A 20964-nucleotide genomic window follows, 5' to 3' on the forward strand; every position below is an offset into this window, starting at 1 on the left:
TGCGGCGGACGCCGGCCCCCCGCCGCGCCCGCTTAACCCGGCCTTAAACCGCGCGGCCTAGTTTTCCGAGCAACGCCCGAGCGACCGGGCGGCGCGGACATCTTATGGCCAAAGCAAAGACCCCCAGACGGATCGAGCCGACCTTCGGCGAGACGAAGGCCAGGTCCCGCACGTCCGGCGCCGGCAAGCGGGGCGGCGGGGCGGCCAAGAAGCCGGGCCCGCGGCCAAAGAAATCCGTTCAGTCCAAATCCGCCGCCCGGCGCAGGCCGGCAGCCGGCAAGGCGCGGCGGCGGCGGCGCGGCGCGCTGTTTTCGCTGCTGCGCGGCGGCGCCTACTGGTCGCTGGTGCTGTCGATCTGGGTCGGGATCGCCGGTGTCGGCCTGATCGCCTTTTACGGCGCACGGCTCCCGAGCGCCACGACCTGGTCGATTCCCGACCGGCCGCCCAACGTCAAGATCCTGTCGGTCAGGAACGAGCTGATCGCCAATCGCGGCATGACCGGCGGCGAGGCCGTCGGGCTGCACGAGATGTCGCCCTATATCCCCCAGGCGGTGATCGCGATCGAGGACCGGCGCTTCTATTCCCATTTCGGCGTCGACCCGATCGGGCTGGCGCGCGCCATGCTGGCCAATCTGGTGAATGGCAGGCTTGTCCAGGGCGGGTCGACGCTGACCCAGCAGCTTGCCAAGAACCTGTTTCTGGAACCCGACCGCACCATCGAGCGCAAGGTCCAGGAAGTGCTTCTGGCGCTGTGGCTGGAACAGCGCCACACCAAGGCGCAGATCCTGGAAATGTATCTCAACCGGGTCTATTTCGGCTCCGGCTCCTATGGTGTCGAGGCCGCGGCGCGGCGCTATTTCGGCAAATCGGCGCGCGAGGTCAGCCTGCCGGAGGCGGCGCTGCTGGCCGGCCTGCTCAAGGCGCCGTCGCGGCTTTCGCCGGCGCGCGATCCCAAGGCGGCCGAGGCGCGCGCGCAGACCGTGCTTTCGGCGATGAACGATCAGGGCATGATCAACGGCCGCGAAATGACGACGGCGATGAGCGCGCCGGCGACGCGAGCCGCCGCCTACTGGTCGGGCGCGGAACACTACGTGGCCGACCGGGTGATGGAAGAGCTGCCCGGCCTGATCGGCGACGTGCGCGCCGACGTCATCGTGGAAACGACGATCGATCTCACGCTGCAGAAACGCGCCGAAGGCTCGATCCGGCGCCTGATCGGCGAAAACGGCAAAAAGCTCAGGGTCAGCCAGGGCGCGCTGGTTTCGATCGACGGCACCGGCGCGCTACGCGCCATGGTCGGCGGCTACGACTACGCCAACAGCCAGTTCGACCGCGCCTCCGAGGCCCGTCGCCAGCCGGGTTCGGCTTTCAAGCCGTTCGTCTTCCTGGCCGCGCTGGAACAGGGCCGCACACCCGAAAGCACGCGCAACGACGCGCCGGTGCGGATCGGCAAATGGACGCCCGACAATTACAAGGGCAAATATTACGGGCAGGTGAGCCTGACGACGGCGCTGGCGAAATCGCTGAATTCGGTCGCCGCGCAGCTTGCCATGGAGGTTGGCCCGCGCGCGGTGGTCGAGGCCGCCCATCGGCTTGGCGTGGAATCGCAGCTTTCCGCCAACACCTCGATCGCGCTCGGCACCTCGGAAGTGACGCCGCTGGAACTCACCGCCGCCTATGTGCCGTTTGCCAATGGCGGCTATCGCCCGCAAATCCACGTCGTGCGCCGCGTTAGCACCGTCGGCGGCAAGGTGCTTTACGAGCACAGGCCCGGCGCGGTGCCGCGCGTGCTCAAGCCTGATATCGTGGCGATGATGAACGCGATGATGGCCGAGACGGTTCGTTCCGGAACCGCGCGCAAGGCCGCGTTCGGCTGGCCGGCCGCGGGCAAGACCGGCACCAGCCAGAAGGCGCGCGACGCCTGGTTCATCGGCTACACGGCCAATCTGACCACCGGCGTGTGGTTCGGCAACGATGACGGCACGCCGACGAAAAACGTCACCGGCGGCACCCTGCCCGTGCTTGCCTGGCGCGAGTTCATGGAAGCCGCGCATCGCGGCGTGCCGGTCAAGATGCTTCCCGGCGCCGGCTGGCGGCGCGCACCGGCTCCGGATCAGCCACCGAGGCCGGCGCTGCCGGTCGCCGCCACGCAGGACGGCGCCGGCGAACCCTCCGTGCCTGCGGTCGAGAAAACCAGCACGGCGTCGATCCCGCGGCCGAAGGCCGGGCTCGGGGCGTCGCGCGAGGACGCGCCGCGCTCGATCGTCGACATCATTTTGGGACGCTGACGCGCCGCGCAGCCGGGCTTGCACTGCATTGGTCCGGCCGGTGAGGCCGTGGTCAATGCGGCATGCCGCTCAGGCCGGCGAGCAGTTCGGCCACGTTGGCGGCGTGATATTTCTTCAACAGCCGGGCGCGATGCGCCTCGACGGTGCGCGGCGACAGCGACAGCAGCCGGGCGATGTCCTTGCTGGTGCGGCCTTCGCCCAGATGCATGACGATCTGGCGCTCGCGCGTCGTCAGCCGGGTGACGGGACGCGAGGCCGACAGGTCGGCGAAGGTCCAGACCGCGCGCGCCAGCGGTTCGTCGCGGGTGAAGGAATGGCCGCGCACCCGGCACCAGAACAAGGAGGAATCCTTGCGCGCCATGATCCGCTCGTCGGAATAGCGGTTGGTCGCCCTGAGCGGCTCGACGCCGACATCGCGGATGCGCACGAACTCCTCGAAAGAGGGGTAGAGGATGGCGAAGGACTGGTCGACCAGTTCGCCCCGGCCGTAGCCGAACATGGCGGCAAAGGTGACGTTGCAGGCGCGGATGACGCGGTTTTCCGTCAACACGATTCCCACCGGCGCGTGCTCGAAGGCCAGTTCCCGCAGCGTGTCTTCGCGATCGATCATGCGTATTTGTACGATATTGCACCAAGTCCCGGCCAGTCGGATAGTACCAAGGCGCGCGGCTTCGCAACACCGCAACGGCATATGGCCACTTTTTTGCGCGCACTTGGGAGGAAAACCGGCATGAACCTGGCCACCTGGCTGGTCAGAACCGCTCGTCTGTGCCCGGACCGGCCCGCGCCGATGCGTGGCGTCGCACCGGTGGCGGATCATAGCGCGTCCGCCGGTGCGCCGAACATCACCTGCCACAACGGGTCGACTGCCGGGATACGCACGCAAGCGGCCCGGCGTCGCGAACGGAACGCGGCCTGACCGCGCCGACAGAACCGGACTTTGAAGGAGGAACCCCGATGAAAAAGCTACTCTCCACCTTATCCCTCGCCACGGCACTGGCCGTGGCCGGTGTGGCCAGCGCGCCCGCCCAGGAGGACCCCGTCAAGATCGCGCTCGTGCACGGCCTGTCCGGCTCGCCGCTCGAGGCGTTTTCCAAACAGACCACCAATGGCTTCACTCTCGGTCTCGAATACGCCACCAACGGCACGATGGAGATCAAGGGCCGCAAGATCGAGGTGATCGAGAAGGACACCCAGTTCAAGCCGGACGTCGCCCGCTCGGTGCTGGCCGAAGCCTATGGCGACGACGGGGTTCTGATCGCCGTCGGCGGCACCTCCTCGGGCGTGACCACCGCCATGCTGCCGATCGCGGCCGAATATGAGCGCATCCTTTTGGTCGAACCGGCGGTCGCTGATTCGCTCACCGGTCCGGACTCCAACCGCTACGTGTTCAAGACCTCGCGCAACTCGTCGATGGACATGCAGGCTCAGGCGCTGGCGCTGAAGCCCGACGAGACGCTGTTCGTGGCGACGCTCGCCGAGGACTACGCTTTCGGCAAGGACGGCATCGCCGCCTTCAAGACGGCGCTCGAAGGCACCGGCGCGACCCTGGTGGCGGAGGAATACGTGCCGCTGAAAACCACCGACTACACGGCGACCATCGAACGGCTGTTCAATGCGCTCAAGGACAAGGACGGCCGCAAGGTGGTGCTGATCTACGTCGCCGGCTCCGGCGATCCGATGGGGGCGCTGGTGTCGGCCGATCCGTCGCGCTACGGCATCGAGATCTCGACCGGCGGCCACATCCTGCCGGTGCTGCCGACCTACAAGCGCGTGCCCGGCATGGAAGGCGCGATCTACTATTATTACGAAAACCCGGACAACGCGATCAACGACTGGCTGGTCGCAGAGCACAAGAAGCGCTTCGACGCGCCGCCGGACTTCTTCACCGCCGGCGGCATGGCGGCCGCGCTCGCCATCGTCAAGGCGCTGGAAACGGCCGACGACTGGGAGACCGAGACGCTGATCGCCACCATGGAAGGCATGAGCTGGGACACGCCGAAGGGCATGATGACCTTCCGTCCCGAAGACCATCAGGCGCTGCAGTCGATGTATCATTTCAAGATCAAGGTCGACGATGCCGTCGACTGGGCGATCCCGGAACTGGTGCGCGAGATCAAGCCGGAGGAAATGAACATTCCGATCGGCCGCAACAACCAGGAGTGACGGGTCTGCCTTCCCCGCTCGCGGGGAGCGGCACCGATGATAGGGGGTGCGGACATGCCGGCGACGATCTGCCCGCACCCCTTCCTTAATCGTCAACCAAGCAGCATGCCCGCCTGACGTCAGGACCCCTTGCCGATGTCTGACCGTTTTTCCCTGCGCACCGAAGACCTGACGATCCGCTTCGGCGGCCACGCCGCCGTCGACGGCGTGAGCTGCGCCTTTCGTCCCGGCGAGCTGACGGTCATCGTCGGCCCCAACGGCGCCGGCAAGACGACATGGTTCAACCTGGTTTCCGGCCAGCTTCGACCCACAGCCGGCCGTGTCTTCAAGGACGGGCGCGACATCACCGCGCTGTCGCCGTCGGCGCGCGCCAAGGCCGGGATCGGCCGCGCCTTCCAGCTCACCAACCTGTTTCCGCAGCTCTCCGTGCTGGAAAATGTCCGCCTGGCGGTGCAGGCGCGCCAGGGCGCTGGAGCGAGCATCTTCCGCCGGGCGGCCGGCCTGGATGCTATCCGCGAGGAGGCAGCACAGCATCTAACAAGCGCAAGGCTTGCCGCCGTCGCACATTATCCGGCAGCCGCCCTGCCGCATGGCGACCAGCGCAAGCTCGAAGTGGCGATGCTGATCGCCATGCAGCCCGACATCTACATGTTCGACGAACCGACCGCCGGCATGTCGGTCGACGAGGCGCCGGCGATCCTCGACCTGATTGCCGAGATCAAGAAGGACGCCGCCAAGACTGTGCTTCTGGTGGAGCACAAGATGGACGTGGTGCGCGCGCTCGCCGACCGCATCGTCGTGCTTCACAACGGCGAGCTGGTCGCCGACGGCGCGCCGGACACGGTGATGACGCTGCCGATCGTGCGCGAGATCTATCTGGGCGTCGGCGCCGACGACGAAGAGGAGGTCGCCTGATGAGCGATGCCATCCTGCGCCTCGACGACGTGCACACCGATATCGGCCAGTATCATATTCTGCACGGCGTCTCCTTCGACGTCCCGGAAGGCGGCGTGCACGTGCTTTTGGGCCGCAACGGCGCCGGCAAGACGACGACGCTGCGCACCATCATGGGGCTGTGGCGCGCGCGCAAGGGCGCGATCGTCTTTCGCCATCACGACATCACCGCCCTGGCGACACCGGACATCGCCCGCCTCGGCATCGCCTACGTGCCTGAGAACATGGGCATATTCGGCGGGCTGACGGTCGAGGAGAACATGCGGCTTGCCACCGGATCGGGCCAGTTCGACAAGGACCGGCTCGACCGGGTGTTCGCGCTGTTTCCGGCGATGGAAAAATTCTGGACCAAGCAGGCCTTCGCGCTGTCGGGCGGCCAGAAGCAGATGCTGGCGATCTCGCGCGCGATCATCGAAAAGCGCGAAATGATCCTGATCGACGAGCCGACGAAAGGTCTGGCGCCGGCGATCATCCGCGCGATGATCGCCGCCTTCCGCGAGATCGCGGCCGACACCACCATCCTGCTGGTCGAGCAGAATTTTCTGTTCGCCCGCGCGCTGGGGCGCGGCGTGACGGTGATCGACGACGGCCGCATCGTGCATGACGGCGACATGGCCGCGCTCGCCGCCGACGAGGGCCTGCAGACGAAGCTCCTGTCGCTCAGCCTGGACGCGCAACAATAGGACGATCATGACCGCGATTTCCTCACATCTGAACCGGCTCGGCGGCGTCTACCTGCTGCCGGTCGCGATTGCCGCGCTCGCCTTCGCGCTGATCGGCGTGCCGTCGACATGGGTGACGCTGACGGTTGCGGGGCTCGCCATGGGCATGATGATCTTTCTGATGGCATCGGGCCTGTCGCTGATCTTCGGGCTGATGGACGTGTTGAATTTCGGCCATTCGGCCTTCGTCTCCTTCGGCGCCTTCATCGCCGCGTCCACGCTCGCCGCGCTGGCCGGCTGGGTGGCCGGCGACAGCGCCATCCTCAACATCGCCGCCCTGCTGCTCGCGGTGGCAGCGGCCACCGCCTTCGGCGCCGCGGCCGGCTGGTTCTTCGAGCGTGTCATCGTCAAGCCGGTCTACAAGGACCATCTGCGCCAGATCCTGATCACCATCGGCGCGCTGATCGTGGCCGAGCAGTTGCTGCTGGCGATCTGGGGCGGGGCGCCGGTCGCCGTGCCGCGCCCGAAAGTGCTCGAGGGCTCGCTGATCATCGGCGACGTGGCCATCGAGATCTATCGCATCTTCGCCTTCCTGCTCGGCCTCGCCGTCTATGTGGCGATGCATTTCGCGCTGAACCGGACCCGTATCGGCCTGTTGATCCGGGCCGGGGTGGAAAACCGCGAGATGGTCGAGGCGCTCGGTTTCCGCATCGACCGGCTGTTCATTGGCGTGTTCATGGCCGGCTCGGCGCTGGCGGCGATGGGCGGCGCGATGTGGGCCGGCTATCAGGGGCTGATCACGCCGGCGCTGGGCGGCGAACTGATGATTTTGGTGTTCATCGTCGTCATCATCGGCGGGCTGGGCTCGATCGAGGGCTCGCTGCTCGGCGCCATTCTGGTCGGTCTCCTGGCCAATTACGTCGCCTTCCTGTTTCCCAAACTGTCGCTCGCCTCCAACATGCTGTTGATGATGATCATCCTTTTGTGGCGTCCGTTCGGCCTCAAGCCGGCGATCAAGGGGTAAGCACGATGTCGAACCCGTCGATCACTTCCCCATCGGCCACATCCGGCGAGCGCCGGCGTGTCCCGGCCGGCCGGCTGATCGTCTACGCCGTCGCGCTGGCGATCGCGCTCTGCCTCGCCTTCGCGCCGTTCCTGTTTCCCGACGTGCGCGCCCAGGAAGTCGCCGCGCGCATCTGCGTGTTCATCGTGCTGGTCGCCAGCTACGATCTCCTGATCGGCTATACCGGCATCGTCTCCTTCGCCCACACGATGTTTTTCGGGCTCGGCGCCTACGGCACGGCGATGATGCTGAAGGCCTGGGGGCCGGGCTTCGACGCGATCCTGGTCGGCGGCGGGCTCGGCGTCGCCGCCGCCCTGGTACTGGCGGTGCTGATCGGGATGCTGTCGCTCCGGGTCAAGGCGATCTTTTTCGCCATGGTGACGCTGGCCGCAGCCTCGGTGATGATGGTGCTCGCCAACCAGCTGTCCGACTTTACCGGCGGCGAGGACGGTTTCACCTATCAGGTCCCGCGCCTGTTTTCGCCGGCCTTCAAGCTGGCAACCGATGCCGACGGCAAGGTGCTCCGCCTGTTCGACGTGCCGCTGAACGGCAAGATCGCCGCCTATTATTTCGTTTTCCTGGGCTGTGTGGTGCTGTTTCTGGCGATGATGCGCGTCGTCGCCTCGCCGATGGGCACGGTGCTGCAGGCGATCCGCGAGAACGAATTGCGCGCCGAGGCGATCGGCTATCGCGTCGTTCGCTACCGCACCGCGATCTTCTGCATTTCGGCGGTGATCGCCGCGCTGGCCGGCGTGCTACGGGCGGTGTGGCTGAAATATGTCGGCCCGGAAGTGGTGCTGTCGTTCGCGATCATGATCGACATCCTGTTGATGGTCGTCATCGGCGGCATGGGCACGCTGGTCGGGGCGCTGATCGGCGTCGTCCTGATGAGCCTGGCGCAGTTCTACCTGAAGGATGTGATGGAGGTCGCGGCCGAGGCGACGGCCGGCGTGCCGCTCTTGCCGGATCTGCTCAATCCCGACCGCTGGCTCTTGTGGCTCGGACTGCTCTTCATCCTGCTCGTCTATTTCTTCCCCGCCGGGATCGCGGGAACCCTCATGAAAAAGGGACATCGTCGATGACCAGCCCCCGCTCGACCTATATTGCCGCCGGCGGCCACGAACTGCATGTGAGCGAATGGGGCGACCCCGGCCGGCCGGCGCTCGTCATGTGGCACGGGCTGGCCCGCACGGGCCGCGATTTCGACGAGGCCGCCGAAGCGCTGAGCGACAGCTATTTCGTTCTCTGTCCCGACACGCTCGGGCGCGGGCTGTCGAGCTGGTCGCGGCCGGGCGGCGCCGACTATTCCTACAAGAGCTTCGGCGAGACCGCACTTGCCATGCTCGACCACTACCAAATCGACAGGCTGCGCTGGGTCGGCACCTCGATGGGCGGGCTGATCGGCGTGACGCTGGCGGCCGGGGCGCTGAAGGAGCGCATGAGCCACCTGGTCATCAACGATATCGGCCCCGACATTCCGCAGGCCGGCAGCGGCCGGATCGTCTCCTATGTCGGCAACCCGCCGGTCTACGACACGGTCGGCGAGCTCGAGGCCTGGCTGCGGACCAACTACGCGCCCTTCGGCCGCAACACGGACGCCTTCTGGCGGCGCATGGCCGACACGTCGATGCGCCGCACCGACAACGGCAAGGTGACCGTGCATTACGACCCGGCGATCGTCACCCAGTTCACCCTGCACAAGGGCGATCTCGACGTGTGGGACAAATATGACGCAGTGAGCGCCAAAACCCTGCTTCTACGCGGCGAAGCCTCCGACGTGCTGTCGCCGGAGGTTGCCGAAGCGATGACCCGGCGCGGCCCGGCGCCCAAACTCGTTACCTTCGCCGATTGCGGCCACGCGCCGACCCTGGCAAGCGAGGGCGAAATCGCGCTGTTGCGCGACTTCCTCGCCGGGTAGCGCCGTTCAGTCCTCGATCAGCACCTTCTCGATTTCATCGAGCGCGTGGTTGGTGAGCGTTTTGGCGACCTCCGCCGTGACGCGCGCGCTGACGTCCTTGTGCAGGCTCTTGCGCATTTCGCCCAGCACGTGAGGCTGCGCCACCAGCACGATACGCTTGAACGCGTCCTTCTGCGCCAGCCGGTAAAGCTTGTCCGCGATATCGTCGGCAAAGCGATCCTTGGCGATGCGGTGCCAATCGGTATCGGCGACCGCGCTGCGATGCCGGTTGGGCCCGTCATTGAAGCGTCCCGGTCGGTCCGTGCCCTGGTCGCGGGTAGCCGGATTGTCCTGGCGGGCCTCGTCGACCACCACCAGCGCCGGCTCGAAAGCCGTGCCCTCATTGCGCAAGAACAATGCCTTCTCGCCGTCGGCGACCAGCACCCAGGTTCCGCGTTGCAGTTTCGTGAGGGTCATCGAAATCTCCTGTTGCTTGGTCGAGGGCATAAGCAGCCGAACCGCCGTCCGAAAAGGCCGCGATCGCAATCGGTGCCGGTCGAAAACACCGTATCGCGAAGCACTGCGTTCCCGATAGGGCGGTGACGGGCCGGTCTGAGGGAATTTTATTCCGTGGCCGGGTGCGGCCGTGAAAAAGCGATTGCGCGCCCTGGCGGCGCGCGCGAGCCCATTTCTTCTGATCCGGCGTCGCCGCGCCGACAATACCGGCAACACAATGGAGATTGGCCGTAATGGCTGCGTATGCCGGCAAGCTCAACACTTTTCCCGTGTTCATGCGGGTCAAGGACCGGACCGTCGTGATTGTCGGCGGCGGCGAGGAAGCGCTCGCCAAGGCCCGGCTGGTCGCGCAATGCGACACCGCGATCCGCATCGTCGCCGACGCCCCCCTGCCGGCGCTCGCCGCCTTCGCCGCCGAGCAGGGCGCGGAGTTGCTGCGCGCGCCCTACGAGGCGGCGCAGATCGACGGCGCCGTGCTGGTGTTTGCCGCCACCGGCGAGGAAGCGCTGGACGCGCGCGTGATCGCCGACGCCCGGGCGCGCAACATTCCCGCCAACGCCGTCGACCGGCCGCAGCTTTGCGACTTTCTGACGCCGGCAATCGTCAACCGCGCCCCGGTCACCGTGGCGATCGGCACCGAGGGCGCCGGCCCGGTGCTGGCGCAGATCATTCGCGCCCGCATCGACCGGATGCTCTCGCCTGCGCTTGGACCGCTGGCCCGGCTCGCGGCCGGGCTGCGCGATACGGTTGAGGACCTCGTGCCGCGCGGCAGCGCGCGCCGGCGCTTTTGGACCGACTTTTTCGACGGCGAGCCGGCCCGGCTGATGGAGATCGGCCATATTTCGGAAGCGCGCGCGGCGGCCGAACGCCTGCTTGGCCAGGACGCGCCGACGCGCGGCCATGTCGCCCTGATCGGCGCCGGGCCGGGCGCCGAGGACCTGTTGACGCTGCGCGCCCAGCGCCTGTTGATGCAGGCCGACGCGATCCTGTTTGACGCGCTGGTGCCGACGGCGATCGTGGAGATGGGCCGCCGCGACGCCGAGCGGATCGCGGTCGGCAAGCGCAAGGGCTGCCATTCCAAGGCGCAGGGCGAGATCAACGCGCTGCTGGTCGAGCTGGCGGCGGCGGGCAAACGCGTCGTCAGGCTGAAAAGCGGCGACCCGCTGATCTTCGGCCGGGCCGGCGAGGAAATGCAGGCGCTGCGCGATGCCGGCATCGCCTACGAGATCGTGCCGGGCGTGACCGCCGCCTTCGCCGCCGCGGCCGATTTCGAACTCCCTTTGACGCTGCGCGGCGTGTCGTCGTCGATGGTGTTCACCACTGGCCACGACCTCAAGGGATCGACCCTGCCGGACTGGGCCCGGCTTGCCATCAGTGGGGCGACGGTCGCCGTCTATATGGGGCGCTCGGTGGCCGCGGAGGTGGCCGGACGCCTGATCGAGGCCGGACTGTCGCCGGAGACCGCGGTTGCGGTGGTCGAAAACGCCAGCCTGCCCGGCCGCCGGCTTTTGCACGGCACGCTCGCCGACCTGCCCGCGCTTCAGCGACGCGACGAGCTGGCCGGACCGGTGATGACCATCATCGGCGATGCCGTCGCCGGCGCCAATTTCGACCGCTCGCAGCCGCTCGCAGCGGCCGCTGCGACCGCGCTTGCCGCGTAATGCACATGATCGGGACCCAGCCATGAAGATCTTGACCGCCAACCGCCTGCATGACGGCGAAGCCGTTTGGTTCGGAACCAACGGACACTGGAACGAGGCGCTTGCCGGCGCCGCGATCGCTGTCGACGACGAGGCCGTGGCCGCGCTCGAACGCATCGGCGTCGAGGCCTATGAGAACAACCAGGTGGTCGATGTCGAACTGATCGACGTCGCGCTCGCCGACGGAGAGATCCTGCCGAAAAGGCTGCGCGAACGCATCCGCGCCGCCGGCCCGACCAATCGCAGCGACCTGGGCAAGCAGGCGCGCCCGATGATTTCGCGCGCCGCCTGAGACGGGTCGCGCCGGCCAACGAGAACCGAAGCCATGTATCGCTACGACGAATTCGACCGCAGTTTCGTAAACGCCCGCGTGGCGCAGTTCAGCGACCAGGTCGAGCGCCGGCTGGCCGGCGAGATCACCGAGGACCAGTTCAAGCCGCTCAGGCTGATGAACGGCGTCTACCTGCAGCTTCATGCCTATATGCTGCGCATCGCGGTGCCTTACGGCACCTTGAACGGCCGCCAGATGCGCAAGCTGGCCCATGTCGCGCGCACCTACGACAAGGGCTATGGCCATTTCACCACACGGCAGAACATCCAGTTCAACTGGCCCGCCCTGTCGGACATTCCCGCGATCCTGGAAGAACTGGCGAGCGTGGAGATGCACGCCATCCAGACGTCCGGCAACTGCATCCGCAACGTCACGGCCGATCATTTCGCCGGCGCCGCGGCCGACGAGGTCGCCGACCCGCGCCCCTATGCCGAGATCCTCAGGCAATGGTCGTCCGTGCACCCGGAATTTTCCTACCTGCCGCGCAAGTTCAAGATCGCGGTGACCGGCGCCGAACGCGACCGCGCCGCGATCCAGGTGCACGATATCGGCCTGCATCTGAAGAAGGATGCGGATGGCCGGCTCGGCTTCGCCGTCTATGTCGGCGGCGGCCAGGGCCGCACGCCGATGATCGCCAAGAAAATCCGCGACTTCCTGCCGGAAGAGGACCTGCTGTCCTATACGACGGCGATCGTGCGCGTTTACAATCTTCACGGCCGTCGCGACAACAAGTTCAAGGCGCGCATCAAGATCCTGGTGCACGAGACCGGCACGGAGGAACTGACCAAGCAGATCGAGGCCGAATTCGCCGCGCTGCGGGACGGCGAACTCAAACTGCCGGATAAAGACATCCGCGCCATCGAAACCTATTTCGCGCCGCCGCCGCTGACGCCGCGCCCCGAGGGCGACGACGCCGTGCGCCAGGCGCGGCTGGACTCGAAGGATTTCGCCGACTGGCTGGGCCAGAACGTGACCACCCACAAACATGCCGACTACGCGGCGGTGACGATTTCGCTGAAGGCCATCGGCGAGGCGCCGGGCGACGCCACCGACCAGCAGATGGAGGCGGTCGCCGCGCTCGCCGAGCAATACGGTTTCGACGAGATCCGGGTGAGCCACGAACAGAACCTGGTGCTGCCGCATGTCGCGCGCGCCGACCTGAAAGCCGTCTACGACCGGCTGGTGGAGACCGGCCTGGCGACGGCGAACTCCAATTTGATCAGCGACATCATCGCCTGCCCCGGGCTCGACTATTGCGCGCTCGCCAATGCGCGCTCGATCCCGGTCGCGCAAGAAATTTCGCGCCGCTTCGCCTCGCTGGAGCGGCAGCGCGAGATCGGCGAGCTGAAGCTCAAGATCTCCGGCTGCATCAATGCCTGCGGCCATCACCATGTCGGCCATATCGGCATTCTGGGGGTCGAGAAGAAGGGCAGCGAGCTCTACCAGATCACGCTTGGAGGCTCGGGCGACGAGACGAGCTCGATCGGCGAGATCGTCGGCCGCGGATTCGCGCCCGACGCGATCACCGACGCCATCGAAACGGTGGTCGAGACCTATCTCGGCATTCGCAGCGACCCGTCCGAACGCTTCATCGACGCCTATCTCCGGGTCGGGCCGGCGCCGTTCAAGGAGGCGCTTTATGGTCGCGAAGCCAGGGCGGCCTGAGGCCGAGGCGCGCGCCCGCGCCGCCGAGCTCGAGGCACGCCATGGCGGGCTTGCGCCGATCGCGATCGTGGAAAAGGCGGCGCGCGCGCTTTTTGCCGGCGAGATCGCGGCAGTCTCCTCCTTCGGCGCCGATTCGGCGGTGCTCTTGCACATGCTGGCGGCGGTCGATCCCGCCGTTCCGGTGCTGTTTCTCGATACCGGCAAGCATTTTTCCGAGACGATCGCCTATCGCGATCTGTTGGCCGACGATCTCGGCCTCGCCGATCTCAGGGTGATTACGCCGCGCGACGATCTGCTTGCTGCCGGCGATCCGGACGGCACGCTGCACCGGCGCGACACGGATGCCTGCTGCCACATCCGCAAGGTCGAACCGATGGCACGGGCGGTCGAGCCGTTTGCGGCCTGGCTGACCGGGCGCAAGCGCTTCCAGGCGAGCTCGCGCGCCGGCCTGCCGGTGTTCGAGGCGGTGGGAACGCGGATTCGCATCAACCCGCTCGCGTCGTGGACCACGCACGATCTCGCCGCCTATATGCGCGCCAACGACCTGCGGGAAAATCCGCTCACCGCCTACGGCTATCTGTCGATCGGCTGTTTCCCGTGCACGCAGCCGGTCAAGCCCGGCGAAGACGCGCGCAGCGGACGCTGGGCCGGTTCGGCCAAGACCGAATGCGGCATCCATCTTCCCGGCATGAGCGCCGCCGCCCCCCGAATGCGAGGTTGAGAATGAACGACCAGGCATCCGCTTCCAATTGCCGGCTGTGGACACCGGACGGGTTTCGCGACGATTTCTGGCGCCATTCAGACAGCGCCGAGGCGCTTGCCGGCAATGACAGCGTGATCCTGCCGCTCGCGGCGTGGCAGGCGCTGGATGCGACCACGCGCCGGGCCGAAAGCGGCCGCATCGGCGTCCAGATCGCACCCGGCGACGACATCGCCGCGATCGTCGGCGAGCTTGCCGACATTCCCCTCGTCGCGCTCGCCTTTCCCGGCTTCGCCGACGGCCGCTCCTATTCGAAGGCCGCGCTGCTGCGAGAGCGCCATGGCTATCGCGGGCGGCTGCGGGCGACGGGGCAGGTGCTGATCGACCAGATCGCCCTGATGCTGCGCACCGGCTTCGACGAGTTCGAGGTCTCGCATGCGACCACGCTGGCGCGGCTTGAAGCCGGACGCACCGGCGGGCTGCCCGTGCACTACCAGCCGGCGGCAAAGGGCGCACCGGCCGCGGCCGGTTATGCCTGGCGGCGCCTGCCGGCGGCCTCGTAGCCGCCACGCTCCCGCTTTACAGCGCGCCATCGACTTGCTCATATCCTTCAAAGCCGGGAAACCGGCGCGCGGGAGGACGCGGGCATGGCTTACGACTATGTGATCGCCGGCGGCGGCTCGGCCGGCGCCACCCTGGCGGCGCGGCTTTCGCAAGACCCGGCCGTCTCGGTGTGCCTGGTCGAGGCGGGCGGCGACGGGCGCGACCTCTTGATCCGCGCGCCGGCCGGAGTGGTCGCGCTCTTGCCGGGGCGGCCGAAACTCAACAACTGGGCGTTCGAGACCGTCCCGCAGGCGGGCCTCAACGGCCGGCGCGGATACCAGCCGCGCGGCAAGGCGCTCGGCGGATCGAGCGCGATCAACGCCATGCTTTACGTGCGCGGCCACCCCGGCGACTATGACGACTGGGCCGAGGCGGGTTGCGCAGGCTGGTCATGGGACGAGGTGCTACCCTATTTCCGGCGGGCGGAGGGCAACCAGCGCGGCGGCGACGCCCTGCATGGCGGCGACGGTCCGCTGAAGGTCGGCGAACAGCGGGAACCGCGTGCGATCAGCCACGCCTTCGTCGAGGCCTGCGCCCAGACCCAGATCCGCCGCAACGGCGATTTCAACGGCCCCGAGCAGGAGGGCGCCGGGCTCTACCAGGTCACCCAGTTCTGGGACGGGCCGCGCACGGGCGAGCGCTGTTCGGCGGCGGCGGCCTATCTGCATCCGGCGATGGAGCGGGCGAAGCTGACCGTGGTCACCAAGGCGCACGCGACGGGCATCGTCTTCGACGGCAAGCGGGCGACCGGCCTGCGCTACCGGCGCAAGGGCCGCGACGAGCTGGTCGAGGCCCGGCGCGAGGTCGTGCTGTGCGGCGGGGCGTTCGGGTCGCCGCACCTGCTGCTTCTTTCGGGAATAGGACCGAGGGACGAACTTTCCCGGCACGGCATCGCGACGCTGCACGAACTGCCCGGCGTCGGGAAAAACCTGCAGGACCATCTCGACTTCATCCAGTCCTGGAAATCGGACGAGACCGACCTGTTCGGCATCGGTCTGCGCGGAACGGCGAAGCTGGTGCGCCACATGCTGCGCTGGCGGCGCGACGGGTCGGGCATGATCGCGACCCCGTTCGCCGAAGCCGGCGCGTTCATCAAGTCCGACCCGGCGCTCGCCAGGCCCGACCTGCAGCTTCATTTCGTCATCTCGGTCGTCGACGACCATGCCCGCAAGCTGCATCTGGGATACGGATTTTCCTGCCATGTCTGCGTGTTGCGGCCGCATTCGCGCGGCACCGTCAGCCTGGCGAGCGCCGATCCGCTGGCGCCGCCGGCGATCGACCCGGCCTATCTCGCCGACGACCGCGACGCGGCCTTGCTCTTGAAAGGCGCCAAGATGATGCGCGCCATCCTGGACGCGCCGGCGCTGGCGCGCTATCGGCGCAAGCAGCTTTATCTCACCGGCGGCGAAACCGACGCCGAACTGATGCAGCATATCCGCGCCCGCGCCGACACCATCTATCACCCGGTCGGCACCTGCCGCATGGGCACCGACGCGATGGCGGTGGTGGATCCGCAATTGCGCGTTCACGGCGTCGACGGTCTCAGAGTGGTCGACGCCTCGGTGATGCCGACCCTGATCGGCGGCAACACCAACGCGCCGACGATCATGATCGCGGAACGGGCGGCCGAGATGATGCGGGCCGCGCATGGCTGAAGGCGGGCCCGCGCCTCACGGCGCGGATCGTGCCGACAGGGCCTTGTGCAGATGGACCATCATCGCCGCCGCAAACAGCGGCGTCAGAAGGTTGAGGAGCGGCACCGCGAGGAATGCCGCAATCACCAAACCGGCCATGAACACCGTGCCGGCATGGCGCCGGCGCAGCGCGCGCGCATCCTCTTCGGAGCGGAAGCGCAAGGCGGCGAATTCGAAGAACTCACGGCCGAGCAGATAGCCGTTGACCAGGAAGAAGGCGGCGATGTTGACGCCGGGAACAAGCAGCAGCAAGAGCGCGACCAGATTGGCCAGGATCACGACGGCGAAGAATTTCAGCGACAGCCACAGCGCGCGCATGGCCGGCAGCGGCTGGCCGGGCGGGTCCCGCGGATAGTCGGCGGCCTCGACGATCTCGGCGACATCGTCGAGAAAAAGCGCGGCGATAAGCGCGGTGACCGGGGCGACCAGGAGCGCAAGCCCGATCGCCAGCCCGAGGCCGAACAGCAGCGCGGTCACGAAGCCGAGCCAGCCGGCCCATGCCGGGAATCCGGGCAGCAGCTCGTCGATCCACGGCATGGCGAACGTGTCGAAAAGGCCGCTCAGGCCGAACCACAACGCCACCAGGGCCAGAAGCGTCAGGCCGAGCGACTTCAGGAAAACCTGCCGGAATTCGGCGGTGAACAATTGCGCCGCCGCCGCGCGCGCCGCGTCAAGGATCATGGTCTGCTCCGTCGTGCCCGGCGCAGATAAGAACCCCCGCGCCGATTGGCAAGCATGAGCGGCGCGATCCGGCGGGGGCTTGTCACGCCCGGCAGATGCTTTAAACCGGCAACGAATCCTCCCCGAAACAATCCAGCGGAACCTAAGGTGACCTCAGCCAAGCCATTCGACGTGTTGTGTATCGGCAATGCCATTGTGGACGTGTTCGCACGTTGCGATGACGATTTCCTTGTCGAAAACGGCATCGTCAAAGGAGCCATGAACCTGATCGATGCCGAACGCGCCGAGCTGCTCTACAGCCGCATGGGTCCGGCCATCGAGGCATCGGGCGGAAGCGCCGGCAACACCGCCGCCGGCATTGCGAGCTTCGGCGCGGCCGCGGCGTTTTTCGGCAAGGTGGCCGACGACCATCTCGGCAAGGTCTACGCCCACGACATCCGCGCCCAGGGCGTGGCCTTCGACACGCAGCCGCTCAATGGCCAGACGCCGACCGCGCGCTCGATGATCTTCGTCACACCGGACGGCGAGCGCTCGATGAATACCTATCTGGGCGCCTGCGTCGAACTGGGTCCCGACGATGTCGAGCGCGACAAGGCCGAACGGAGCAAGCTCGTCTATTTCGAGGGTTATCTGTGGGATCCCCCGCTGGCCAAGGACGCCATCCGCCTGACCGCGCAACACGCCCACGCGGCGGGCGGCGAGGTGTCGATGACCCTGTCGGATCCGTTCTGCGTCGACCGCTACCGCGACGAGTTCCTGGACCTGATGCGCTCGGGCACGGTCGACATCGTGTTCGCCAATGAGAGCGAGTTGAAATCGCTTTATCAGACCGCCTCGTTCGAGGCGGCGCTGGAGGCGATCGGCAAGGATTGCAAGCTCGCCGCGGTGACCCGTTCCGAGCACGGCTCGGTGATCGTGCGCGGGGCGGAAACCATTGCGATCGACGCGGTCGAGATCAACGAGCTGGTCGACACGACCGGCGCCGGCGACCTTTATGCGGCGGGCTTCCTCTACGGCTACGTGACCGGGCGCGATCTGGTCGATTGCGGCCGTCTGGGATCGCTCGCCGCCGGCATCGTCATCCAGCAGATCGGCCCGCGCCCGCAGAAGAACCTGCGCGAGGCCGCCCAGCAATCCGGTTTGCTGTAGCGCGATCGGTCATACACTACGGAATGTCCTCCGGGCGGCGGCCCGGGCGGCTGCGATAGCGCGGAAACGCCCAGCCGAAGCGCAGCGCCCCGCCGCGCACGGCGAAGGCCACGGCAAAGGCGGCGAACGCCGCCAGGGCCGGGCCGATGCCGGCAAGGTCGAGCGCCACGAAGGCGGCCGCGCCGCCCAGCGCGGCGGTGACGTAGATTTCGGGACGAAGCAGCACCGACGGCTCGCCGGCAAGCAGGTCGCGCAGAATGCCGCCGAAGGTCGCCGTCATGATGCCGGTGACGATGGCGACCAGCGGCGAGGCGGCGACCGCAAGCCCCTTGGCCGCACCCATCACGCAATAGGCCGAAAGGCCGAGCGCATCGAACCACAGGAGCAGCCTGTAGCGCGATTCGACCAGCGGCGCGGTGAAGAAAACCAGAACGGCGACCGCCCCGCAGACCAGAAGATAGGCCGGGTTCACCACCCAGAACACGGGCAGCTCGCCCAGCACGAGGTCGCGCAGCGTGCCGCCGCCAACACCGGTCACGCCGGCCAGGAACAGGAAACCGATAATGTCGGGCTCCTTGCGCGACGCTGCCAAGGCGCCGGTGGCGGCAAACACCGCCACGCCGGCATAATCGAGCAATAGAAGCGGATTCATCGCAGCGTCCCCGCGGGCCGGCTACGCCCCCGAAGACCGGGCATCGGTCTTCGAGAAGAGGCATGCCATGACGCAACGATAGAGCACGATCGGGCTTCGGCGAAGCGTCTTCGCAAACCGGGCCGGGTCGTCCAAAGCTAGTCGGCCGCCGGACGCGCGGAACGCGGCCCGCGCGGGCTCAGGCGTCCTTTTCGGCCTGTTCGTTGACCGGGCCCGGTTCGGCCGCTTCGTCCCTGGCCGCGGCCTTGGGGCCGCCCTTGGCCACCCCCACCATCGCCGGGCGCAAAACGCGGTCGCCGATGACGTAACCGCTCTGCACAATCTGTACCACCGTGCCGGCGGCAATGTCGGGGTTCGGTACCTCGAACATGGCCTGATGAAAATTCGGGTCGAATTTCTCGCCATCGGGTTCGATCTTCTTCACCCCATGGCGCTCGAGCGTGGCGTGCATGGAGCGCTCCGTCATCTCGACGCCGTCGATCAGCGCGACAAGACCCGCCTCGCCCCGCTCGCGCGCCTCTGCGGGCACGGCGTCGATCGCCCGGCGCAGATTGTCGGAGACCGTCAGCATGTCGCGGGCGAAATTGGCGATCGCATAGGAGCGCGCGTCCTGGACGTCGCGCGCGGTGCGCCGGCGCAGATTTTCCATGTCGGCGGCGAGGCGCAGGGCGCGATCCTTCAGTTCCTCGTTTTCCTTGGCAAGCTTCAGCAACGCTTCCCGCTCGGCGGCGAATGCACCGTCCTGCTCGGTGTCGGGCGCATCGGCCTCGCCGCCCATTTCGGCATAATGGCTTTTCGCCGTTTCCATGTCGGGCGTGGCGGCCTGGTCGTCGGCGCCGCGTTCATTCTTCGGATGGTCGTTCATCGACTGATCCCGTGTGTTCCAGAGTTCTCGGAGTTGAGCCCGATATCGATGCTTGCGACCGGAAAATCAAGAGGCGTGATCGTCGACGGCCCGTCGGGCCGATCCGGCGGACGAACCCGGCGCGAGCCTATTTCATCAGCCGCGACAATACCTGCGCGGTATAATCGACCATCGGCACGATGCGGGCATAGTTGAGCCGGGTCGGCCCGATCACGCCGAGCGCGCCGACCACGCGCGCGTCCTTGTCGCGGTAGGGCGCGACCACCAGCGACGAGCCGGACAGGGAGAACAGCTTGTTCTCCGATCCGATGAAGATGCGCACGCCGGAGCCTTCCTCGGCCAGGTTGAGCAGCTGAACCAGCCCTTCCTTGGTCTCAAGATCGTCGAACAGATGCTTGAGCATCTCGATATCGTCGGGCGCGGTCAGGTTTTCCAGGAGATTGGCGCGTCCGCGCACGATCAGCCGCGCCGGCAGACCGGCATCGGCGCCGGCCCATACGGCCAGACCCTTTTCGACCAGGTCCTGGGACAGGGTGTCGAGGGCGGCGCGGGTCTCCTCGAGCAGGCGGGCGATGTCGGAGCGCGCCTCGGCCAGGGTCTTGCCGCGAATATGGGCGTTGAGGAAGTTGGAGGCCTCGTGCAACTGCGCCGCCGTCACGCCCGCCGGCAGATCGACGATGCGGTTTTCGACGTCGCCGGATTGCGATACCAGCACCGCCAGCGCCTTGGTCGGCTCGAGCTGGATGAATTCGATATGTTTGAGCGCGGTTTCATGCTTGGCGGCCAGCACCAGCCCGGCGCCGCGCGACATGCCCGACAGCATCTGGCTTGCCTCGGTGAGCATGTGTTCCAGCGAGGCGTCGCTGCCCGAGGCCTTGACCTGGGCCTCGATCACGCGCCGCTCCTCCTCCGAGAGGTCGCCGATCTCCATGAACGCGTCGACGAAGAAGCGCAGCCCTTTCTGGGTCGGAAGCCGCCCGGCCGAGACATGCGGCGCGTAGACCAGGCCGAGATGTTCCAGGTCGCTCATGACGTTGCGTACGGTCGCCGGCGACAGCGAGGACGGCAGCATGCGCGACAGATTGCGCGAGCCGACGGGTTCGCCGTCACGCAGATAGGTGTCGACGATCAGCCGGAATATGTCGCGCGAGCGCGCATCGAGATTCTGCAAGGTCTTGTCGATCAAGGGTTTGGTCATCTCCGCAGCACGATCTGCCATGCCTATGAGAACTGTTAACATATAGGCGCGCCCGCCGGCGGAGCAAAGTGCCGACGAGGCATTGCCGACAAAACCCGGCCGAAGCCGGATTTTCTTTGCGTCGCGGGTTGGGGCTCGCTACAAGCCCTTTTCTTACAGGAAAAAAGCGGAAAACAGAGT

The 20964-nt window shown here is 67.1% G+C and carries 21 protein-coding genes; 15 read left to right on the forward strand and 6 right to left on the reverse strand.

The features are described 5' to 3' along the window. Positions 1-104 precede the first annotated feature (104 nt). A complete protein-coding gene (locus ACT2B0_RS20885) occupies positions 105-2288 on the forward strand; it encodes a transglycosylase domain-containing protein (protein ID WP_473460171.1) in 2184 nt (727 codons plus the stop codon). 52 nt (positions 2289-2340) lie between these two features. Here ACT2B0_RS20885 and ACT2B0_RS20890 read toward each other — a convergent pair whose 3' ends face one another. Then, positions 2341-2898 (reverse strand): LuxR C-terminal-related transcriptional regulator, encoded by a 558-nt coding sequence (locus tag ACT2B0_RS20890; RefSeq protein ID WP_106570452.1) that lies wholly within the window; start codon positions 2896-2898, stop codon positions 2341-2343. A gap of 120 nt (positions 2899-3018) precedes the next feature. Here ACT2B0_RS20890 and ACT2B0_RS20895 point away from each other — a divergent pair, with 120 nt between their 5' ends. From ACT2B0_RS20895 to ACT2B0_RS20925, 7 genes are all read left to right on the forward strand, one after another. After that, on the forward strand, positions 3019-3207 hold the full coding sequence (locus ACT2B0_RS20895; protein ID WP_473460172.1) for a hypothetical protein: 189 nt from the start codon (positions 3019-3021) through the stop codon (positions 3205-3207). A 38-nt stretch (positions 3208-3245) separates the two neighbouring features. Beyond that, positions 3246-4454, forward strand: coding sequence for a substrate-binding domain-containing protein (locus ACT2B0_RS20900; protein ID WP_473460173.1), 1209 nt, complete (start codon positions 3246-3248; stop codon positions 4452-4454). A 135-nt stretch (positions 4455-4589) separates the two neighbouring features. Then, entirely contained in the window at positions 4590-5369 is a 780-nt protein-coding gene (locus tag ACT2B0_RS20905) for an ABC transporter ATP-binding protein (RefSeq protein WP_473460174.1), read from the forward strand. After that, positions 5369-6091 carry an ABC transporter ATP-binding protein gene (locus tag ACT2B0_RS20910; protein WP_473460175.1) on the forward strand — a complete coding sequence of 241 codons (723 nt, stop codon included), beginning with the start codon at positions 5369-5371 and terminating at the stop codon, positions 6089-6091. Before ACT2B0_RS20905 ends, ACT2B0_RS20910 begins: the two co-directional genes overlap by 1 nt. A gap of 7 nt (positions 6092-6098) precedes the next feature. Continuing rightward, positions 6099-7094, forward strand: coding sequence for a branched-chain amino acid ABC transporter permease (locus tag ACT2B0_RS20915; RefSeq protein WP_473460176.1), 996 nt, complete (start codon positions 6099-6101; stop codon positions 7092-7094). Positions 7095-7099: 5 nt separating this feature from the next. Then, complete coding sequence (locus ACT2B0_RS20920) at positions 7100-8215, forward strand: branched-chain amino acid ABC transporter permease (protein ID WP_473460177.1); 1116 nt, start codon at positions 7100-7102, stop codon at positions 8213-8215. Beyond that, a complete protein-coding gene (locus ACT2B0_RS20925) occupies positions 8212-9051 on the forward strand; it encodes an alpha/beta fold hydrolase (RefSeq protein ID WP_473460178.1) in 840 nt (279 codons plus the stop codon). The genes ACT2B0_RS20920 and ACT2B0_RS20925 overlap by 4 nt, the downstream gene beginning before the upstream one ends. A gap of 6 nt (positions 9052-9057) precedes the next feature. Here the strand turns inward: ACT2B0_RS20925 and ACT2B0_RS20930 are convergent, their stop codons facing one another. Then, positions 9058-9507 (reverse strand): baeRF12 domain-containing protein, encoded by a 450-nt coding sequence (locus ACT2B0_RS20930; protein WP_473460179.1) that lies wholly within the window; start codon positions 9505-9507, stop codon positions 9058-9060. 272 nt (positions 9508-9779) lie between these two features. On the opposite strand from ACT2B0_RS20930, the gene cysG reads away from it, so the two are divergent. The 6 genes from cysG to ACT2B0_RS20960 all read left to right on the forward strand — a co-directional run bounded on the left by cysG (position 9780) and on the right by ACT2B0_RS20960 (position 16200). Then, a complete protein-coding gene (gene cysG / locus ACT2B0_RS20935; protein ID WP_473460180.1) occupies positions 9780-11207 on the forward strand; it encodes a siroheme synthase CysG in 1428 nt (475 codons plus the stop codon). A gap of 22 nt (positions 11208-11229) precedes the next feature. Next, positions 11230-11538, forward strand: coding sequence for a DUF2849 domain-containing protein (locus ACT2B0_RS20940; RefSeq protein WP_473460181.1), 309 nt, complete (start codon positions 11230-11232; stop codon positions 11536-11538). A 33-nt stretch (positions 11539-11571) separates the two neighbouring features. Further along, positions 11572-13242, forward strand: coding sequence for a nitrite/sulfite reductase (locus tag ACT2B0_RS20945; protein ID WP_473460182.1), 1671 nt, complete (start codon positions 11572-11574; stop codon positions 13240-13242). Then, positions 13217-13963: a phosphoadenylyl-sulfate reductase gene (locus ACT2B0_RS20950; protein ID WP_473460183.1), complete on the forward strand. Its 747-nt coding sequence runs from the start codon at positions 13217-13219 to the stop codon at positions 13961-13963. The genes ACT2B0_RS20945 and ACT2B0_RS20950 overlap by 26 nt, the downstream gene beginning before the upstream one ends. 2 nt (positions 13964-13965) lie before the next feature. Then, positions 13966-14505 (forward strand): DUF934 domain-containing protein, encoded by a 540-nt coding sequence (locus ACT2B0_RS20955; protein WP_473460184.1) that lies wholly within the window; start codon positions 13966-13968, stop codon positions 14503-14505. An 84-nt stretch (positions 14506-14589) separates the two neighbouring features. Beyond that, positions 14590-16200: a GMC family oxidoreductase gene (locus ACT2B0_RS20960; RefSeq protein ID WP_473460185.1), complete on the forward strand. Its 1611-nt coding sequence runs from the start codon at positions 14590-14592 to the stop codon at positions 16198-16200. Positions 16201-16215: 15 nt separating this feature from the next. Here ACT2B0_RS20960 and ACT2B0_RS20965 read toward each other — a convergent pair whose 3' ends face one another. Further along, positions 16216-16920: a sulfate transporter family protein gene (locus ACT2B0_RS20965; protein WP_473460186.1), complete on the reverse strand. Its 705-nt coding sequence runs from the start codon at positions 16918-16920 to the stop codon at positions 16216-16218. A 147-nt stretch (positions 16921-17067) separates the two neighbouring features. On the opposite strand from ACT2B0_RS20965, the gene ACT2B0_RS20970 reads away from it, so the two are divergent. After that, positions 17068-18069, forward strand: coding sequence for an adenosine kinase (locus ACT2B0_RS20970; RefSeq protein ID WP_473460187.1), 1002 nt, complete (start codon positions 17068-17070; stop codon positions 18067-18069). Positions 18070-18085: 16 nt separating this feature from the next. Here ACT2B0_RS20970 and ACT2B0_RS20975 read toward each other — a convergent pair whose 3' ends face one another. From ACT2B0_RS20975 to hrcA, 3 genes are all read right to left on the reverse strand, one after another. Beyond that, complete coding sequence (locus ACT2B0_RS20975; RefSeq protein ID WP_473460188.1) at positions 18086-18721, reverse strand: trimeric intracellular cation channel family protein; 636 nt, start codon at positions 18719-18721, stop codon at positions 18086-18088. A gap of 178 nt (positions 18722-18899) precedes the next feature. After that, the gene (gene grpE, locus ACT2B0_RS20980; RefSeq protein WP_473460189.1) at positions 18900-19586 is read right to left on the reverse strand and encodes a nucleotide exchange factor GrpE; all 687 of its coding nucleotides are present in this window, start codon (positions 19584-19586) and stop codon (positions 18900-18902) included. A gap of 127 nt (positions 19587-19713) precedes the next feature. Continuing rightward, positions 19714-20784, reverse strand: a complete 1071-nt coding sequence (hrcA, locus tag ACT2B0_RS20985; protein ID WP_473460190.1) for a heat-inducible transcriptional repressor HrcA — start codon at positions 20782-20784, stop codon at positions 19714-19716. Positions 20785-20964: the final 180 nt, after the last annotated feature.

The organism is Nitratireductor sp. J20-h4 (assembly GCF_056780505.1).

Excerpts from the sequence above, each read along its gene's own strand:
- ACT2B0_RS20925 (WP_473460178.1), top strand. The coding sequence starts at position 8,212 with ATGACCAGCCCCCGCTCGACCTATATTGCCGCCGGCGGCCACGAACTG.
- ACT2B0_RS20955 (WP_473460184.1), top strand. The coding sequence starts at position 13,966 with ATGAACGACCAGGCATCCGCTTCCAATTGCCGGCTGTGGACACCGGAC.
- ACT2B0_RS20945 (WP_473460182.1), top strand. The coding sequence starts at position 11,572 with ATGTATCGCTACGACGAATTCGACCGCAGTTTCGTAAACGCCCGCGTG.
- ACT2B0_RS20940 (WP_473460181.1), top strand. The coding sequence starts at position 11,230 with ATGAAGATCTTGACCGCCAACCGCCTGCATGACGGCGAAGCCGTTTGG.
- ACT2B0_RS20905 (WP_473460174.1), top strand. The coding sequence starts at position 4,590 with ATGTCTGACCGTTTTTCCCTGCGCACCGAAGACCTGACGATCCGCTTC.
- ACT2B0_RS20965 (WP_473460186.1), bottom strand. The coding sequence starts at position 16,920 with ATGATCCTTGACGCGGCGCGCGCGGCGGCGGCGCAATTGTTCACCGCC.
- hrcA (WP_473460190.1), bottom strand. The coding sequence starts at position 20,784 with ATGACCAAACCCTTGATCGACAAGACCTTGCAGAATCTCGATGCGCGC.
- ACT2B0_RS20915 (WP_473460176.1), top strand. The coding sequence starts at position 6,099 with ATGACCGCGATTTCCTCACATCTGAACCGGCTCGGCGGCGTCTACCTG.
- ACT2B0_RS20950 (WP_473460183.1), top strand. The coding sequence starts at position 13,217 with ATGGTCGCGAAGCCAGGGCGGCCTGAGGCCGAGGCGCGCGCCCGCGCC.
- ACT2B0_RS20930 (WP_473460179.1), bottom strand. The coding sequence starts at position 9,507 with ATGACCCTCACGAAACTGCAACGCGGAACCTGGGTGCTGGTCGCCGAC.
- ACT2B0_RS20920 (WP_473460177.1), top strand. The coding sequence starts at position 7,100 with ATGTCGAACCCGTCGATCACTTCCCCATCGGCCACATCCGGCGAGCGC.
- ACT2B0_RS20910 (WP_473460175.1), top strand. The coding sequence starts at position 5,369 with ATGAGCGATGCCATCCTGCGCCTCGACGACGTGCACACCGATATCGGC.
- ACT2B0_RS20890 (WP_106570452.1), bottom strand. The coding sequence starts at position 2,898 with ATGATCGATCGCGAAGACACGCTGCGGGAACTGGCCTTCGAGCACGCG.
- cysG (WP_473460180.1), top strand. The coding sequence starts at position 9,780 with ATGGCTGCGTATGCCGGCAAGCTCAACACTTTTCCCGTGTTCATGCGG.
- ACT2B0_RS20960 (WP_473460185.1), top strand. The coding sequence starts at position 14,590 with ATGGCTTACGACTATGTGATCGCCGGCGGCGGCTCGGCCGGCGCCACC.
- ACT2B0_RS20900 (WP_473460173.1), top strand. The coding sequence starts at position 3,246 with ATGAAAAAGCTACTCTCCACCTTATCCCTCGCCACGGCACTGGCCGTG.
- grpE (WP_473460189.1), bottom strand. The coding sequence starts at position 19,586 with ATGAACGACCATCCGAAGAATGAACGCGGCGCCGACGACCAGGCCGCC.
- ACT2B0_RS20975 (WP_473460188.1), bottom strand. The coding sequence starts at position 18,721 with ATGAATCCGCTTCTATTGCTCGATTATGCCGGCGTGGCGGTGTTTGCC.
- ACT2B0_RS20895 (WP_473460172.1), top strand. The coding sequence starts at position 3,019 with ATGAACCTGGCCACCTGGCTGGTCAGAACCGCTCGTCTGTGCCCGGAC.
- ACT2B0_RS20885 (WP_473460171.1), top strand. The coding sequence starts at position 105 with ATGGCCAAAGCAAAGACCCCCAGACGGATCGAGCCGACCTTCGGCGAG.